Source organism: Uliginosibacterium sangjuense (assembly GCF_059132465.1).
Genome location: NZ_CP101132.1, coordinates 623,392 through 638,415, shown reverse-complemented (window position 1 = coordinate 638,415; position 15,024 = coordinate 623,392). Strand labels below are relative to the sequence as shown.

Below are 15,024 nucleotides of genomic sequence, written 5' to 3'. Positions count from 1 at the left end.
AGGCCGGCTTGCGCCGGCCTTTTTCATTCCATCAAGCAGAGAAAGGATGCTGCTTGAGGATGGTCTCGTCGCGCTCCGGGCCGGTCGACACGATGGCGATCGGCACCTGACACAATTCTTCCAGACGATCCAGATAGGCGCGCGCATTGGCCGGCAGGTCCTCCCAGCGCTTCACCCCGAAGGTGCTCTCGCTCCAGCCCGGCATGGTCTCGTAGATCGGCTCGCAAGCCGCCACTTCGTCCGCGCCAATGGGCAGCAGGTCCAGCACCTTGTCGCCCAGCTTGTAGCCGGTGCAGATCTGCAGTTCCTCGATACCGTCCAGCACATCGAGCTTGGTGATGCACAGGCCGGTCAGGCCATTGATGCGCGCCGAGCGGCGCAGCGCAGCCGCGTCGAACCAGCCGCAGCGGCGCTTGCGCCCCGTCACGGTACCGAACTCGCGGCCGACCGTGGACATCTGGTAGCCCGGGCAGGCCGGCGTCTCGATGTCCAGCTCACTGGGGAACGGTCCACCGCCCACGCGCGTGCAGTATGCCTTGGTGATGCCCAGCACATAGTGCAGCATGCCCGGACCGACGCCCGAACCCGCTGCGGCCTGGCCCGACACACAGTTGGACGAGGTCACGAAGGGATAGGTGCCATGGTCGATGTCCAGCAGCGTGCCCTGCGCGCCTTCGAACAGCAGGTTCTTGCCGGCCTGGTTGGCGTCGTACAGCGCGGCCGATACATCCACCACCAGCGGACGGATCGCTTCCGCGTCTTGCATGGCCTGGTCATACACCCCCTGAAACTCCACCGGTTCGGCGCCCAGATACTGGGTCAGCACGAAGTTGTGGTAGTCCAGCACCTCGCGCAACTTGGCCGCGAAACGCTCCGGGTTGAACAGGTCATAAACGCGCAGCGCGCGGCGTGCCACCTTGTCGGCGTAGGCCGGGCCGATGCCCTTGCCGGTGGTGCCGATCTTCTCACCAGCACTCTTCTTGGCTTCGCGCGCCTTATCCAGCGCAGAGTGATACGGCAGGATCAGGGGGCAGCCCGGGCTCACCTTGAGGCGCGAGCGCACGTCGATGCCATCCTTCTCCAGCACCGCAATCTCGGACAGCAGGTGATGGATGTCCAGCACCACGCCATTGCCGATATAGCACTGCACGCCTTCGCGTACGATGCCCGAGGGCACGAGGTTGAGCTTGTACTCCTTGTCGCCGATGACCAGCGTATGACCCGCGTTGTGGCCACCCTGGAAACGCACCACGCCCTCGGCATGGTCGGTCAGCCAGTCGACGATCTTGCCTTTGCCCTCGTCACCCCATTGGGTGCCGACGACGACTACGTTCTTTGCCATTGGAATCCTAATCTCCCTGCAGAGGCTCGACGCGCCATGCGCCGTCCTTCAAAACCAGTTGCCGGTCGCAGCCGGCTTCACACCATGTACCGGCGTGGCCGGGCAGCTCCATGATCACGATCTCGCCCTGCTCACGCAGTGCGGCAATCGCCTCGGCCAGGCCTGCCTCGCCGCTCACCGGTGCGAGCACCGCCGAGACATTGCCCGCATCCGGCATCAATGCGGCCAGCTCGCGCAGATCCAGGCTGAAACCGGTAGCCGGACGCGCCCGCCCGAACTCACGCCCCACTTCGTTATAGCGCCCGCCCAGCGCCAGTGCCGTGGGCGAATGCGCGGCGTAGGCCGCGAACACCAGGCCGGTGTGATAGTGATAGCCCCGCAGATCGGCCAGATCGAATGACAGCGGCAAGTCATGCAGATGCTTGGCAAGGTGCAACAGATCCTCGATTGCGGTGCGCACACCCGGCACATCGGGCAACTCACCCAGTGCGCGCAGCAGGACCTCGGCACCGCCATAGAGTGTCGGCAGGGCGAGCAGCGGGGCGCGGATGGCTTGCGGAAAGCCGGCACAGAAATCACGCAGCGCCGGCACATCCTTGACCTGCAGGATGCCGAACAGGCGCTCCTCGTCGGCACGCTCCAGCCCGGCAAACTGCGACAGCGCGCGAAACAGACCCATATGGCCCACGTCGATGCGGCTCGCGCTGAGGTTGGCCAAGGCCAGCGTGCGCGACAACAGGCGCAGGACTTCCACGTCGGCCTCGATGCCGCCATGCCCGTACAGCTCGGCACCGATCTGGATCGGCTCGCGCGAAGCCGTCATGGTACGCGGCAGGACATGTACGACCGGAGCGCAGTAGCACAGGCGCGCCACACCACGACGATTGAGCAGGTGGGCGTCGATGCGCGTGACCTGCGGCGTCATGTCGGCGCGCAGGCCAAGGGTGCGCCCGCTCAGTTGGTCGACCAGCTTGAAGGTGGAGGCCTCCATGTCATGGCCGGTGCCGGACACCAGGGACTCCAGGTATTCCACCGTAGGCGGAATGACCAACTGATAACCGTGCAGGCGGAACTCGTCCAGCAGGCGACGGCGCAGCAACTCCAGCCGCGCAGCCTCGGCCGGCAGGGCATCCTCGAAGTGTTCGGGCAGCGCCCAACGTGGCAAGGCCATGATTACATCACCAGGAACAGCAGGAGCAGGCCCGCGATCATCGAGCTCAGGCCGATGAAGCGGACCTGCCCGTCCATCATGCGGGTCAGGCGGCTAAAGGTCTCGCGCCACGCACGCGGCGCGATGAAGGGGAACAGGCCTTCAAGCACCAGCATCAGCGCCAAGGCGGTCAGCAGATACCGCCACATCACTTGCTCTCGCGGCCGTTACCCTTGAGGTACTTGAAGAACTCAGAGCTGGGGTCGACCACCATCACGTCGCTCTTGTTGCGGAAGCTGGCGCGATAGGCCTCGAGACTGCGGTAGAAGCGATAGAACTCGGGGTTACGGCCGAACGCCTCGGCGTAGATCGCTGACGCCTTGGCATCCGCTTCCCCCTTGATCTTCTGTGCGTCACGATAGGCCTCGGCGACGATCAGCTCACGCTGGCGGTCGGCGTCGGCCTTGATCTTCTCGGCCTCGGCACCGCCGGTGGAGCGCAACTCATTGGCTACGCGCGTGCGCTCGGCCACCATGCGGCGATAGACCGACTCGCTGACCTCAGTGGGCAGGTCGACGCGCTTGACGCGCACGTCAATGATCTCCATGCCGTAACGCTTGGAGTCCAGGTCAGCCTTGCGGCGCATGTCTTCCATGATCTGCGCGCGCTCACCCGACACCACCTCGTGCACCGTGCGCTTGCCAAACTCCTCGCGCAGGCCGGAGGTCACGGTCTGCTCCAGGCGATTGCGTGCCTTGGCTTCTTCCGCGCTGAACGAACGGTAGTACAGCGCCGGATCGGCGATACGCCACTTGACGAACAGATCGACCAGCACGTTCTTCTTCTCGGAGGTCTGGAACAGCTCCGGGTTCGCCGTATCGAGCGTCAGGATGCGGCGATCGAAGTAACGTACGTTCTGGATCAGCGGCCACTTGAACTTGATACCCGGCTCGGTGACGATGCGCTTGATCTCACCCAACTGGAACACCAGGGCGTACTGGCGTTGGTCCACGGTGTAGATCGACATCGACAGCACCACCACCACGAACAGCAGCAGGCCGGCAAAGACTGGCAGACGGTCGCGCATCAGCGTTCTCCCCGCTCACGGTTGCGCAGCGCCTCGCGGCTGCGGGTATCGGCCACGCCGGTCGGCGGCGCACTGGCGGGCAACTCGGCGGCACGCGCCGGCGCCGTCGGTTCGCCGGCCGAGGCGGGAGCGGCCGCGCCACCCTGGCCCTGCAACAGCCGGTCCAGCGGCAGATACAGCAAGTTGCCGTTGCCCTTGGCATCCACCATGACCTTGGAGGTACTGGTGAAAATCTGCTGCATGGTGTCGATGTACATGCGGTTGCGCGTGACCTCGGGCGCCTTGGCATATTCCTCGTAGATCTGCTTGAAGCGGCTGGCGTCGCCCTGGGATTGCGCCACCACGCGGCCGGCGTAGCCATTGGCCTCTTCCAGCAGGCGGGCTGCAGTGCCGCGCGCCTTCGGGATCACGTCGTTGGCGTAGGCCTCACCCTCGTTCTTGAGGCGCTCGCGATCCTGACCGGCCTTCACCGCATCGTTGAAAGCTTCCTGCACCTGCTGCGGCGGCTGGGCGTTCTGCAAGGTGACCTTGCTGATCTGGATGCCGGTCTGATAGCGGTCGAGGATCTGCTGGATCAGCTTGGCGACCTTGTTGGCCACTTCCTCGCGCCCCTGATACAGCACGAAGTCCATCTGGCTCTTGCCCACCACCTCGCGCATGGCCGTCTCGGCCGCCTGCTTGACCGATTCCTCCGGTTCACGGTTATTGAACACGAAGGCCGCAGGGTCATTGACGGTGTATTGGACCGCGAACTGGATGTTGATGATGTTCTCGTCATCGGTCAGCATCAGCGCCTCGCGCAGGTCCTGCGCGCGCTCATTGCCGCGATAGCCGACCTCCACCGTGCGCACCTGCGACACGTTGACGAGTTCATGCGTCTCGAATGGATAGGGCAGGCGCCATTGCAGACCTTCGGTGGTCGCTTCCTTGAACTTGCCGAAGCGCAGCACGACGGCACGCTGGCTGGCGTCAACAGTGTAGAAGCCACTGCCCAGCCACAGCAGGGCCACCACTGCGGCCACCAGGACGATGCCGCCCCCTAGTTGGCGCGGGCTGACTGGCATGCCGCCATCCCCGCCGCCGGAACCGCCATTGCCGCGGCCGCCCTTCATGCCGAAGGCGCCGGAAAGACGGCGATTGAAATCGCGCCAGACCTCTTCGAGATCGGGCGGCCCCTGATCATTGCCGCGTTTGTCGTCGCCGCCCTGGTTGTTGTTTCCCCAGCGCGGGTCGTTCAAGGACATGAGTATTCCCGTGATCACGATGGAACTTGACCTGTTTGAACAATTGAAGGCGGATGGTGGCTGCCGGATTCCGGCAGGAACAGACTTGCAGCCAGCGCACTGCGCAGACCGGCGACGCCCGCACCCGTACGGGCGCTGAGCAAAACGCGCTGGATATTACCATAGCCGTCCTGCTCGACGCCCGGCTCACCGGCAGTGGCATCGATCTTGTTCCACACCAATACCTGCGGCACATCGCCCGCCCCGATCTCCTGCAGCACCTCGTTGACAGTGGCGATCTGCGCCTCGCGGTCCGGCGAGGCGGCGTCGACCACATGCAACAGCAGATCTGCTTGCGCCGTTTCCTCCAGCGTGGCATGGAACGCCGCCACCACCGAGTGCGGCAGGTCGCGGATGAAGCCGACCGTGTCCGACAGGATGATGTGAGCGCCCGCCTCGGTCAGGAAGACCCGGCGCGAAGTCGTATCGAGCGTGGCAAAGAGCTGGTCGGCTGCGTATGCGCCCGCCTTAGTCAGCGCATTGAACAGGGTCGACTTGCCGGCATTGGTGTAGCCGACCAGTGAGACCGTCGGAACTTCACGGCGTTCCCGCTGGCGGCGCCGCACGCGACGCTGTTTTTCAAGCTGTGACAGTCGCTCCTTGAGCAGGGCGACGCGCTTGCCGAGCAGGCGGCGGTCGGTTTCGAGCTGGGTCTCGCCCGGACCGCGCAGGCCGATGCCGCCCTTCTGCCGCTCCAGGTGAGTCCAGCCGCGTACCAGGCGGGTGGACAGATGTGCAAGCTGGGCCAGCTCGACCTGCAGCTTGCCCTCGTGACTCTTGGCGCGCAGCGCGAAGATGTCGAGGATCAGCGAGGTGCGATCCACCACCCGGCGATTGAAGGTCCGCTCCAGGTTGCGCTGCTGGGCCGGCGCCAGCTCATGATTGAAGATGACCAGGTCGGCCTCATGGGCCGCGGCGATCTCGCCGATCTCCTGCGCCTTGCCCTTGCCCACGAACAGCGCGGGATCGGGTGCGGCACGCCTGGCTTGCACCAGTGCCACCGTCTCGGCGCCCGCAGAACTCACCAACAACTGCAGTTCCGCCAAGCGCTCCGACACCCCGCCGTCGCCAAAGTCGAGCTGCACCAAGACAGCGCGATTTCCACTCGCGGGGCGGTCAAACATGATTCAGACACGAGCCAGCGAACCGGCCCGGAAGGACGACGTTCAGGCCGACTCCTTGCTGTCGGCATTCTCGTGCGGGATGGAGACGGCACGCGCCGGGACGACCGTGGAGATGGCGTGCTTGTAGACCATCTGGGTCACGGTGTTCTTGAGCAGTACGACGTACTGGTCGAAGGATTCGATATGCCCCTGCAGCTTGATGCCGTTGACCAGGTAGATCGACACCGGCACGTGCTCACGACGCAGGATGTTCAGGAAAGGGTCTTGAAGAAGTTGGCCTTTGTTGCTCATGTGTGGGCCTCGATTTTGTTATGCGTTGAAGGGATCGCGAAAAACGCCGCGCCCATGAACCGCCAGCATACCGGAATATCGCGATGCACAAAACGTACCCGGATTACTGGTCGCGGATGTAGGGGTTGTGCGTAGAGCGGAACTCCACGCGCATCGGCGTGCCCTGCAGACGGAATGCGTCCATGAAGGCGCGCTCAAGATACCGTCTGTACGAATCCGGGACATGATCCAGCGCATTTCCATGTATGACAACCACCGGCGGATTCTGACCACCCTGGTGCGCGTAGCGCATCTTGGGGCGGAAAACGCCATGCCGCGGCGGCGCCTGCTTCTCCAGCGCGGCCTGCAGCACGCGCGTGAGCTTGGGTGTGGGTAGCTTGGCCATGGCGGCGGCGTAGGCGAGATCCACCGATTTCAGCAAGGCGCCGATGCCGGTCGCCTGGAGTGCCGAGATGTAGTGGAAGCGCGCGAAATCCAGGAAGGGCAGCTTGCGCGCGATGTCGACCTTGACCCGCTCGCGGCGGTATTCATCGACGTCGTCCCACTTGTTGACGGCGATCACCAGCGCCCGACCGGCTTCCATGGCGAATCCGCCGATATGGGCATCCTGATCCGAGATGTCCTGACTGGCATCCAGCACCAGCACCACGACGTTGCTCTCCTCCACCGCTTGCAAGGTCTTGATGACCGAGAACTTCTCGATGGCCTCGAAGACCTTTCCCTTGCGGCGCAGGCCGGCGGTGTCGATCAGGGTGTAGTTGCGGCCGCCACGCTCGAAGGGAATTGCAATGGCGTCGCGCGTGGTGCCCGGCATGTCGAAGGCGATCACCCGATCCTCGCCCAGCAGGGCGTTGATCAAGGTGGACTTGCCGACATTGGGGCGGCCCACGATGGCCACCTTGGGACCGCGGGAATCGTCGCCAGCCTCTTCCTCGTCGCGCGGAAAGCTGTCGAGCACCATCTCGACGACGGACTTGACGCCATCGCCATGTGCGGCCGAGATCACATAGGGCTCACCGCAAGCCAGCTCGTGGAACTCGGCGCTGACCATAGCGCGGTTCATGCCTTCGCCCTTGTTGACCAACAAGTAGACCGGACGCCCGCTGCGCCGCAGGCGGTCGGCGATCTGCTTGTCGTGCGGGGTGAGGCCGGTGCGGCCGTCCACCACGAACAGCAGGGCATCGGCCTCGGCGATGGCCGACTCGGCCTGGCGAGCCATCTCGGCGACGATGCCTTCCTTCGCACTCGGCTCAAAACCACCGGTGTCCACCACCAGGTAAGGGCGGTCGCCGAGGCGGCCGATGCCGTAGTGGCGGTCGCGCGTAAGGCCTGGCATGTCGGCCACCAGCGCATCACGCGTTCGCGTGAGGCGATTGAACAGGGTGGATTTGCCGACGTTGGGGCGTCCGACCAGGACGAGGGTGGGTCTCACTGCATCTGGCTTTCGGTTATTAGCGGCGGCTCAGCACGCTGATGCCGCCCTCGCGGGTCTGGGCGACCCACTGGGTATTGAGCAGCGGCACCATGGGCGCACGCAGGCCGGATGAATCGAGCTGGATGCGCCCGACGAAACGGCCATCGTCGGCCGCCAGCAGATGGATCCAGCCCTGCGCGTCGCCGACCGCGACCTCCGTGCCCAGGGCCAAGGGACGACCGACACCGCGGTAGCTCAGCTTGTCCTGCTTCCAGGCGGTCGCGCCAGACCCCAGCTCGAAGGCATGTACGTTGCCGTTCTCGTCGCTCACGTAGACATGCCTGGCGTCGACATCCACGCCGCTGGCGCTGGACAGGTCGCGCGTCCAGCGCACCACGCCGCTCGCCACATCGACGCAGGCCACGCGGCCCTGGTAGGCTGCAACGCAGGCAACACCTCCGCGGACGACCGGGTCGCCCACCACGTCTGCCATTCGCTCAAGTTCGTTGGACCCTTTGGGCGTGGCAACCGAGGCCTCCCAGCGCGGAAAACCGCCGGACAGGGTGAGCGCCATCAGCTTGCCGCCCGGGAAGCCGGCCAGCAGCAGATCGCCGGCGCGCGCGATGCCGGAAAAGGTGCGCAGCGACAGGGAGGCCTGCGCGCGTTGGTAGACCCAGCGCCGTTTGCCATCGGCACGGTCGATCGCGACCAACTGACTGTCGCCGACGCGCACCACGATCAGGTCGTCGGCGATCAGCGGGGCGCCCAGCACTTCACCCCCGGCCGCATAACGCCAGCGCCGCTCGCCACGCTCCGCACCCAACGCGATCACTTCGCCACCAGTTGTACCGACGAGGACCAGTTCACTGTCGGCAGCCACGCCGCCCGCCAGCTTCGCCTCGGTCTTGCTGCGCCACACCTCACGCCCTTTGTCGAAGCGCGCCAGCGCGCCGTCGGCCCCGGCGGCATAGACGCTTTCGCCGACCACGGCCGGGCGCAGCACGGCATCGCCATCTGCACCGACCCGACCACGCCACTGGACTTCCGCTTTGACCACGGGCTGGAACTCGACCAGCGGAGCAGGCTTGGGCCCCTTGTCGGACGACCACCAGGAGGCGCAGCCCGACAGTGCGAGCAGCAGGGCGAGCGGAACAAGACGGCGAGCAGCAGACATCAGGCGCCTCCCAGCGCTTCCAACTTCAGTTCGACTGCGCCACGCAAGCTGCCGGCGTCGGCGCTGAGGGCGCTCAGGGCCTCCTTGTAGGCATCGCGCGCCTGCTCGCGTTCGCCCTTGGCGTAGAGCACATCACCACGCAGGTCGGCGAAACGCGCACGGAAGGCCTCGTTGGGCTTCAGGCTGAGGGTCTTGAGCGCCTCGTCATAGGCCTTTTCGTCCAGTTGCAGCGCGGCCAGGCGCAAGGCGGCGATGTCGCGCATCAGGGAGTCGCCAGCCTTGTCGATGACGTTCTGCAGCTTGGGCTTGGCTGCCTTCACGTCCTTGGCCTCGACATCGGCCTGGGCCATCAGCAAGGCACCGAGGTCGGCCTGCAAGGTGCCAGAGTGGTCAGCGAACAGCTTGCCGGCGGCCTGGCGGGCGCTGCCCGCATCGCCCTTTTCCAGCGCCAGGTTGATGGTGCTCAGCAGGCTGCTGGCCTCACCCACGCGCCGGGCCTGATACATGTTCCAGCCCTGCCAGCCGATGATGACCACCGCAACGCTCGCAGCCGCATAGCTGACGAGATTGCCGTACTTCTCCCACCAGGCCTTCATGGCCGAGAGTTGTTCCTGTTCTTCGAGGTCGTATGCCGCCATGATGTGGTTCTCTTCCGATCCGTCTGTCTTGTTGAATTGTCTTAGTCGCTGCCGTACAGCTCGCCAGCCAGCGCCTCGGCCAGCCCATCGACGCCCACGCGACGCTGCTCACCCGGTTGACCGTCGGCGGTACGCAGAAGCTTGAGCGTGACTTCGTTGGCCGCCACCTCATCGTCGCCGATGATCACGGCATAGCCCGCACCGCTGCCGTCGGCCTTCTTCATCTGCGACTTGAAGCTGCCGCCACCGCAGTGATAGACCGCCGACATGCCGGCACTGCGCAGGGTTTCTGCCACGCGGAAACCCAGCTTGCCGGCAGCTTCGCCCGCATGTACCACGTACACGTCCGGCGAGGACAGCGGCCCGTCCTCCATGCCCTCGGCCCACATCAGCATCACGCGCTCCATGCCGATCGCAAAGCCGGCCGCAGGCGCCGGCTTGCCGCCCAGTTGCTCGATCAGGCCGTCGTAGCGACCGCCGGCACAGAAGGTGGCCTGCGCGCCAAGGCGCGTGGTCGTCCATTCGAACACGCTGCGGTTGTAGTAGTCCAGCCCGCGCACCAGGCGCGGGTTGAGCTTGTAGGGCACGGCTGCCTCGCGCAACAGCGCGGTCAAGCCATCAAAGTGCTTCAGCGAGACCTCGCCGAGGTAATCCATCAGCTTGGGCGCCCCTTCGACAATCGCCTGCAGCTCCGGGTTCTTGGTATCGAGCACGCGCAGCGGATTGGTGTAGAGGCGGCGCTGGCCGTCTTCGTCCAGCTTGTCCTTGTGACCTTCCAGGTAGGCGATCAGCGCGGCACGGTGCTGCGCACGCTCGGCGGCATCGCCCAGCGAGTTGATTTCCAGCGTGACGTCTTCCAGGCCGAGGTCATCCCACAGGCGCGCGCACATGACCATGTGCTCGGCGTCCACGTCCGGCCCTTCGAAGCCCAGGGCCTCGACACCGATCTGGTGGAACTGGCGATAGCGCCCTTTCTGCGGACGCTCGTGGCGGAACATCGGGCCGGTGTAATAGAGCCGCTGCGGTTGCGAGAACAGCAGGTTGTGCTCGGTCACGGCACGCACGCAAGGCGCCGTGCCTTCGGGGCGCAGCGTCAGCTTCTCGCCATTGAGACGATCCTCGAAGGAGTACATCTCCTTCTCGACGATGTCGGTGTGCTCGCCGACGCCGCGCACGAACAGCGCGGTGGGCTCCACGATGGGCGTGCGGATCGGCCGGTAGCCGTAGCTCTTGAGCCAGTCGCGGACGATCTCCTCGAATGCTTCCCAACGCTCCGCCTCATCGGGGAGCAGGTCGTTCATGCCGCGAACGCCTTGAATCTTGTTGCTTGCCATTGCTGTCTTTTCTGCGGCTCGCTCAGGCGGCGAGGCCTTTCTTCGGATACTTGGTGGCGACGTAGTCGTCGAGGATGGCGCGGAACTCGTGGGCGATGTTGTCGCCACGCAGGGTCATGGCCTTCTCGCCGTCGATGAAGACCGGCGCAGCCGGGGTCTCGCCGGTGCCCGGCAACGAGATGCCGATATTGGCATGCTTGCTTTCGCCAGGACCATTTACGACGCAGCCCATCACAGCCAGCGTGAGGTTCTCGACGCCATCGTACTGGTTGCGCCAGGTCGGCATCTGCTCGCGCACGTAGCTCTGCACCGATTGCGCCAGTTCCTGGAAGAAGGTGCTGGTGGTACGGCCGCAGCCCGGGCAGGCCGTGACCATCGGCGTGAAGGCGCGCAGGCCCATGCTCTGCAGGATCTCCTGCGCGACAATCACTTCTTGTGCACGCGAACCGTTGGGCTCGGGCGTCAGCGAGATGCGGATGGTGTCGCCAATGCCTTCCTGCAGCAGCACCCCGACGGCGGCGGTCGAGGCCACGATGCCCTTGCTGCCCATGCCGGCCTCGGTCAGGCCCAGGTGCAGCGGGTAGTCGCAGCGGCGCGCCAGTTCGCGGTAGGTGGCGATCAGGTCCTGCACGCTGGACACCTTGCACGACAGGATGATGCGGTCGCCAGCCAGGCCCACGTCTTCGGCCGCCTGTGCGGACTCCAGCGCGGAAACGACCAGCGCCTCGCGCATCACGGCACCGGCATCCCAGGGCTCGGCGCGGCGGCCGTTGTCATCCATCATGCGCGCGAGCACTTCCTGATCCAGGCTGCCCCAGTTCACGCCGATGCGTACCGGCTTGTCGTGTTTGCAAGCCACTTCGACGATCTGCGCGAACTGCAGGTCGCCCTTCTTGCCCTTGCCTACATTGCCCGGATTGATGCGGTACTTGGCCAGCACCTCGGCGCAGGCCGGGTTCTCGGTCAACAGCGTGTGGCCGTTGTAGTGGAAGTCGCCAATCAGGGGCACGTCCACGCCCATCTTCAGCAACTGCTCGTGGATCTTCGGCACCGCCTTGGCGGCCTCGTCATTGTTGACGGTGATACGCACCAGCTCCGAACCGGCGCGCGCCAGCTCCGCGATCTGGATCGCCGTCTTGATGTGGTCCGCCGTGTCGGTGTTGGTCATCGACTGCACCACGATGGGCGCGGCCGAGCCCACCGCGACCTTGCCGATGCGGACCAGGCGGGTGGGATGGCGGGCCGCGGCGGCGGCAGGATTCAGGCAATCACTCATGACAGGCTCAGGGAAGACTCAGACGCGCTACGTTGACCTTGGTATGCGGCGCCAACTCGACCGGACGACCATTGGCCACCAGCTTGACGCCAGAGGCATTGCCGATGACCAGGGACAAGGGCCCGCTCCCGAGGACCTCCTGGGTGGAGCCAGGCTGGTTCAGGCGCGAGAAAATGATCCGGTCGGCTGCATCACGCACCTCAACCCAGGCCTCGACCTCGAAGCTGAAGACCAGGCGTACCTGGCCAGCCAGCAAGGCGGGGGCCGACGCCGTCACCGGCACGGCGGCAGGTGCGGACGCCGCGGGCTGCGCAAGCGGCTGACTGCTTGCCGCCACGGGCGCGCTGGCCGGCACCGAGGCGGCGACGGGCTCGCTCTGGGCCAGCGGCATGCTGGCCTCGCCCTGCGGGGCGGAGGCATCCACCGGGGCAAGGCTGGCGACGGGTGCTGACAGTTCGACGGGCGCGGGCACGGCCGCCTGCTCGGACTGCGCCACCACATCGGCCAGGGTCTGCTCATCGCGCGGCTCGAACCAACCGTAGAACCAAGCCGCGCACAGCAACACGAACAGCGCGAGACAGACCGCCGCCGCCGGCCAGGCCGAGAAACGCGCCGCGCGCGGTCCCGGCATCTGGCCCAGGCGCGCCGGCTGCGCGGCGAGGATCGCCTCGCGCGGCGGCTCCAGCCCGGCCAGCAGGGGCTGCGGATCAAGCTTGAGCAGGCGCGCGTAGTTGCGGATGAAGCCGCGCGCGAAGGTCACCTCGGGCAGATGGCTGAGGTCGCCCGCTTCCATCGCTTCGATCTGGCGCGGCGTCAGCTTGAGATAGCGCGCGACCTCGGCGATGGTCATGCCATGCGCCTCGCGCGCCTCGCGCAGACGTGCCCATACACTGCCGGCTTCGGTCGTCGTGGCCGGCGGCGGAGTGCTGCCGTCGTCCTGAGCTTGCTCCAGCACGTCCATCAGTCGTATTTCCCCTGCATCAATGCCTGATACTCCTCCGAAGCCATGTGGCTACGGCGCAGCTTGATCGCGTAGTCAGTCTCGGTCTGCTTGTTGCCCAGCTTGCGCTCGATGCGCAAGGCCAGCCACAGCACCTCGGCTCCTGGCTCGGACAAGCGTTTCTGCAGGCTGTTCATCCACTCCTTGGCACGCGGGTAGTTGCCGCCGCGATAGGCAATGTCAGACAGATTGAACAGCGCCCGAATATTGGTCGCATCTATCTGCACTGCACGCATGAAGGCCTGCTCGGCGGCACGGTCGTCCTTGCGCCGCAGATTGCACATGCCGATATTGGTCCACGCCTGGGCGGGACGCTGGTAGTAGGGGTTGCGCGCCGCCTGCTCGAGACGCGCAATGCCGTCCTGCTCGCGCCCCTGGGTGCACAGGAACCAGCCGTAGGCGTTATTGACCGCAGGGTCACCCGGCGCCAGGCGGGCGGCGCGCTCGAAGGGCTCGCGCGCCTGATCGAACTGCTCGAGGAAGGCATACACCTGCGCCATCAACAAGTAGGCCGGGGCGTAAGTCGGGTCGTAGCCGATCGCTTCCTTGGCCTCGTCCAGCGCGACACCGAACTTGCCGGTCTCGACATAGGCCGCACCCAGGTCGGTGTGGGCCTTGGCGCGTGCGCGCTGCTGATTGCCGGCAGTCGGCATGTCCGCCGTCGGCCGCGACGCCGACTGCGCGCTGCCGCGGGTATCGGGCGCCACGGTTTCGACCGCCCCTGTCGCGCTGGTGGTGGTCGTCGTCGTCGTGCAGGCAACGGCACCCACCAGGGCTCCCGCTACCGTGATCACGCGCATCATCATCGTCTAACCTCGCTGATTGGAACCACCCGCCGCTGGGTGCGGCGGGTGCGGTCTTGCACTTGGCCAGCGAGCTGGCCGCAGGCCGCATCCACATCGTCCCCACGCGTCTTGCGCGTGGTCGTCACGATACCGGCATCGATCAGGATCTGGGCGAAGCGCTTGATGCGCGGCGCCGGCGAACGGTCGAAACCAGACTGCGGGAAGGGGTTGAACGGGATCAGGTTGTACTTGCAGGGGACCTGGCGTGCTATCTCGACGAGTTGCCGCGCATGCTCGTCCTGGTCGTTGATGCCGTCGAGCATCACGTACTCGAAGGTGATGAAATCACGCGGCGCGCGGTCGAGGTAACGCACGCAGGCAGCCAGCAACTCTTTCAGCGGATACTTCTGGTTGATCGGCACCAGCTTGTCGCGCAAGGCATCATTGGGCGCGTGCAAGGAGACCGCCAGCGCCACCGGGCAGGCCTCGCGCAAGCGGTCCATGGCCGGCACGATGCCCGAGGTCGACACCGTCACGCGACGGCGCGACAGGCCATAGGCGTGGTCGTCCAGCATCAGGTTCAAGGCCGACACCACATTGTCAAAATTCGCCAGCGGCTCCCCCATGCCCATCATGACCACGTTGGAGATGATGCGTTCCCCGTCAGCGGTGGCGCCCAGCAGCCGGTTGGCCAGCCACAACTGACCGATGATCTCGGCCGCGGTCAGGTTGCGGTTGAAGCCCTGCTTGCCGGTGGAGCAGAAGGCGCAGTCCAGGGCGCAGCCGGCTTGCGAGGACACGCACAGCGTGCCGCGCTTGGTCTCGGGGATATAGACGGTCTCGACTGCATTGGCGCTGCCGACGTCCAGCAGCCATTTGCGCGTTCCGTCGGCAGACACCGAATCGCGGATCGGCGTCGGCGGCACGACGCAGGCCTCGTCCCGCAGCTTGGCACGCAGGCTCTTGGCGACGTCGGTCATGGCGTCGAAATCGGTCTCCCCGAAACGATGCACCCAGCGCAGCACCTGGCGCGCGCGGAAGGGCTTCTCGCCACGTTCGGCGAACCAGGCGATCAGGGCTTCGGCATCGAAATCGAGGAGGTTCTGCATCTTGTCAGGCGAGCCTT

15 protein-coding genes are annotated in these 15,024 nt (G+C 65.6%); all 15 read right to left on the bottom strand.

Features of this window, described 5'->3' with window-relative positions; translation table 11 throughout:
* Positions 1–31 precede the first annotated feature (31 nt).
* Positions 32–1,342 carry an adenylosuccinate synthase gene (locus NMB43_RS02875; protein WP_494350654.1) on the bottom strand — a complete coding sequence of 437 codons (1,311 nt, stop codon included), beginning with the start codon at positions 1,340–1,342 and terminating at the stop codon, positions 32–34.
* Positions 1,343–1,349: 7 nt separating this feature from the next.
* On the bottom strand, positions 1,350–2,513 hold the full coding sequence (locus tag NMB43_RS02870) for an ATP phosphoribosyltransferase regulatory subunit (protein ID WP_494350653.1): 1,164 nt from the start codon (positions 2,511–2,513) through the stop codon (positions 1,350–1,352).
* A gap of 2 nt (positions 2,514–2,515) precedes the next feature.
* Positions 2,516–2,701, bottom strand: coding sequence for a DUF2065 domain-containing protein (locus NMB43_RS02865; protein WP_494350652.1), 186 nt, complete (start codon positions 2,699–2,701; stop codon positions 2,516–2,518).
* The gene (gene hflC / locus NMB43_RS02860; protein ID WP_494350651.1) at positions 2,701–3,579 is read right to left on the bottom strand and encodes a protease modulator HflC; all 879 of its coding nucleotides are present in this window, start codon (positions 3,577–3,579) and stop codon (positions 2,701–2,703) included. The genes NMB43_RS02865 and hflC overlap by 1 nt, the downstream gene beginning before the upstream one ends.
* Positions 3,579–4,823 carry an FtsH protease activity modulator HflK gene (gene hflK, locus NMB43_RS02855; protein ID WP_494350650.1) on the bottom strand — a complete coding sequence of 415 codons (1,245 nt, stop codon included), beginning with the start codon at positions 4,821–4,823 and terminating at the stop codon, positions 3,579–3,581. Before hflK ends, hflC begins: the two co-directional genes overlap by 1 nt.
* Before the next feature lie 14 nt (positions 4,824–4,837).
* On the bottom strand, positions 4,838–5,986 hold the full coding sequence (gene hflX / locus NMB43_RS02850; RefSeq protein ID WP_494350649.1) for a GTPase HflX: 1,149 nt from the start codon (positions 5,984–5,986) through the stop codon (positions 4,838–4,840).
* Positions 5,987–6,028: 42 nt separating this feature from the next.
* Complete coding sequence (hfq, locus tag NMB43_RS02845) at positions 6,029–6,277, bottom strand: RNA chaperone Hfq (RefSeq protein ID WP_494350648.1); 249 nt, start codon at positions 6,275–6,277, stop codon at positions 6,029–6,031.
* Positions 6,278–6,380: 103 nt separating this feature from the next.
* Positions 6,381–7,709 carry a ribosome biogenesis GTPase Der gene (gene der / locus NMB43_RS02840; RefSeq protein ID WP_494350647.1) on the bottom strand — a complete coding sequence of 443 codons (1,329 nt, stop codon included), beginning with the start codon at positions 7,707–7,709 and terminating at the stop codon, positions 6,381–6,383.
* Between the two features lie 19 nt (positions 7,710–7,728).
* Complete coding sequence (gene bamB, locus NMB43_RS02835; protein WP_494350646.1) at positions 7,729–8,865, bottom strand: outer membrane protein assembly factor BamB; 1,137 nt, start codon at positions 8,863–8,865, stop codon at positions 7,729–7,731.
* A complete protein-coding gene (locus tag NMB43_RS02830) occupies positions 8,865–9,503 on the bottom strand; it encodes a YfgM family protein (RefSeq protein WP_494350645.1) in 639 nt (212 codons plus the stop codon). Before NMB43_RS02830 ends, bamB begins: the two co-directional genes overlap by 1 nt.
* 41 nt (positions 9,504–9,544) lie before the next feature.
* Positions 9,545–10,804, bottom strand: a complete 1,260-nt coding sequence (gene hisS / locus NMB43_RS02825) for a histidine--tRNA ligase (RefSeq protein ID WP_494350644.1) — start codon at positions 10,802–10,804, stop codon at positions 9,545–9,547.
* Between the two features lie 55 nt (positions 10,805–10,859).
* Positions 10,860–12,113, bottom strand: coding sequence for a flavodoxin-dependent (E)-4-hydroxy-3-methylbut-2-enyl-diphosphate synthase (gene ispG / locus NMB43_RS02820; RefSeq protein WP_494350643.1), 1,254 nt, complete (start codon positions 12,111–12,113; stop codon positions 10,860–10,862).
* Between the two features lie 7 nt (positions 12,114–12,120).
* Positions 12,121–13,074 carry a RodZ domain-containing protein gene (locus tag NMB43_RS02815; RefSeq protein WP_494350642.1) on the bottom strand — a complete coding sequence of 318 codons (954 nt, stop codon included), beginning with the start codon at positions 13,072–13,074 and terminating at the stop codon, positions 12,121–12,123.
* Entirely contained in the window at positions 13,074–13,919 is an 846-nt protein-coding gene (gene pilW, locus NMB43_RS02810; protein ID WP_494350641.1) for a type IV pilus biogenesis/stability protein PilW, read from the bottom strand. Before pilW ends, NMB43_RS02815 begins: the two co-directional genes overlap by 1 nt.
* Positions 13,916–15,007, bottom strand: a complete 1,092-nt coding sequence (gene rlmN, locus NMB43_RS02805) for a dual-specificity RNA methyltransferase RlmN (protein WP_494350640.1) — start codon at positions 15,005–15,007, stop codon at positions 13,916–13,918. The genes pilW and rlmN overlap by 4 nt, the downstream gene beginning before the upstream one ends.
* Between the last annotated feature and the right edge of the window lie 17 nt (positions 15,008–15,024).

What these genes read in the sequence shown, in the direction of transcription:
- NMB43_RS02865 (WP_494350652.1), bottom strand. Translation starts at nt 2,701, where the DNA reads ATGTGGCGGTATCTGCTGACCGCCTTGGCGCTGATGCTGGTGCTTGAA.
- hfq (WP_494350648.1), bottom strand. Translation starts at nt 6,277, where the DNA reads ATGAGCAACAAAGGCCAACTTCTTCAAGACCCTTTCCTGAACATCCTG.
- NMB43_RS02875 (WP_494350654.1), bottom strand. Translation starts at nt 1,342, where the DNA reads ATGGCAAAGAACGTAGTCGTCGTCGGCACCCAATGGGGTGACGAGGGC.
- NMB43_RS02815 (WP_494350642.1), bottom strand. Translation starts at nt 13,074, where the DNA reads ATGGACGTGCTGGAGCAAGCTCAGGACGACGGCAGCACTCCGCCGCCG.
- NMB43_RS02830 (WP_494350645.1), bottom strand. Translation starts at nt 9,503, where the DNA reads ATGGCGGCATACGACCTCGAAGAACAGGAACAACTCTCGGCCATGAAG.
- hflK (WP_494350650.1), bottom strand. Translation starts at nt 4,823, where the DNA reads ATGTCCTTGAACGACCCGCGCTGGGGAAACAACAACCAGGGCGGCGAC.
- rlmN (WP_494350640.1), bottom strand. Translation starts at nt 15,007, where the DNA reads ATGCAGAACCTCCTCGATTTCGATGCCGAAGCCCTGATCGCCTGGTTC.
- hflC (WP_494350651.1), bottom strand. Translation starts at nt 3,579, where the DNA reads ATGCGCGACCGTCTGCCAGTCTTTGCCGGCCTGCTGCTGTTCGTGGTG.
- pilW (WP_494350641.1), bottom strand. Translation starts at nt 13,919, where the DNA reads ATGATGATGCGCGTGATCACGGTAGCGGGAGCCCTGGTGGGTGCCGTT.
- bamB (WP_494350646.1), bottom strand. Translation starts at nt 8,865, where the DNA reads ATGTCTGCTGCTCGCCGTCTTGTTCCGCTCGCCCTGCTGCTCGCACTG.
- NMB43_RS02870 (WP_494350653.1), bottom strand. Translation starts at nt 2,513, where the DNA reads ATGGCCTTGCCACGTTGGGCGCTGCCCGAACACTTCGAGGATGCCCTG.
- hflX (WP_494350649.1), bottom strand. Translation starts at nt 5,986, where the DNA reads ATGTTTGACCGCCCCGCGAGTGGAAATCGCGCTGTCTTGGTGCAGCTC.
- ispG (WP_494350643.1), bottom strand. Translation starts at nt 12,113, where the DNA reads ATGAGTGATTGCCTGAATCCTGCCGCCGCCGCGGCCCGCCATCCCACC.
- hisS (WP_494350644.1), bottom strand. Translation starts at nt 10,804, where the DNA reads ATGAACGACCTGCTCCCCGATGAGGCGGAGCGTTGGGAAGCATTCGAG.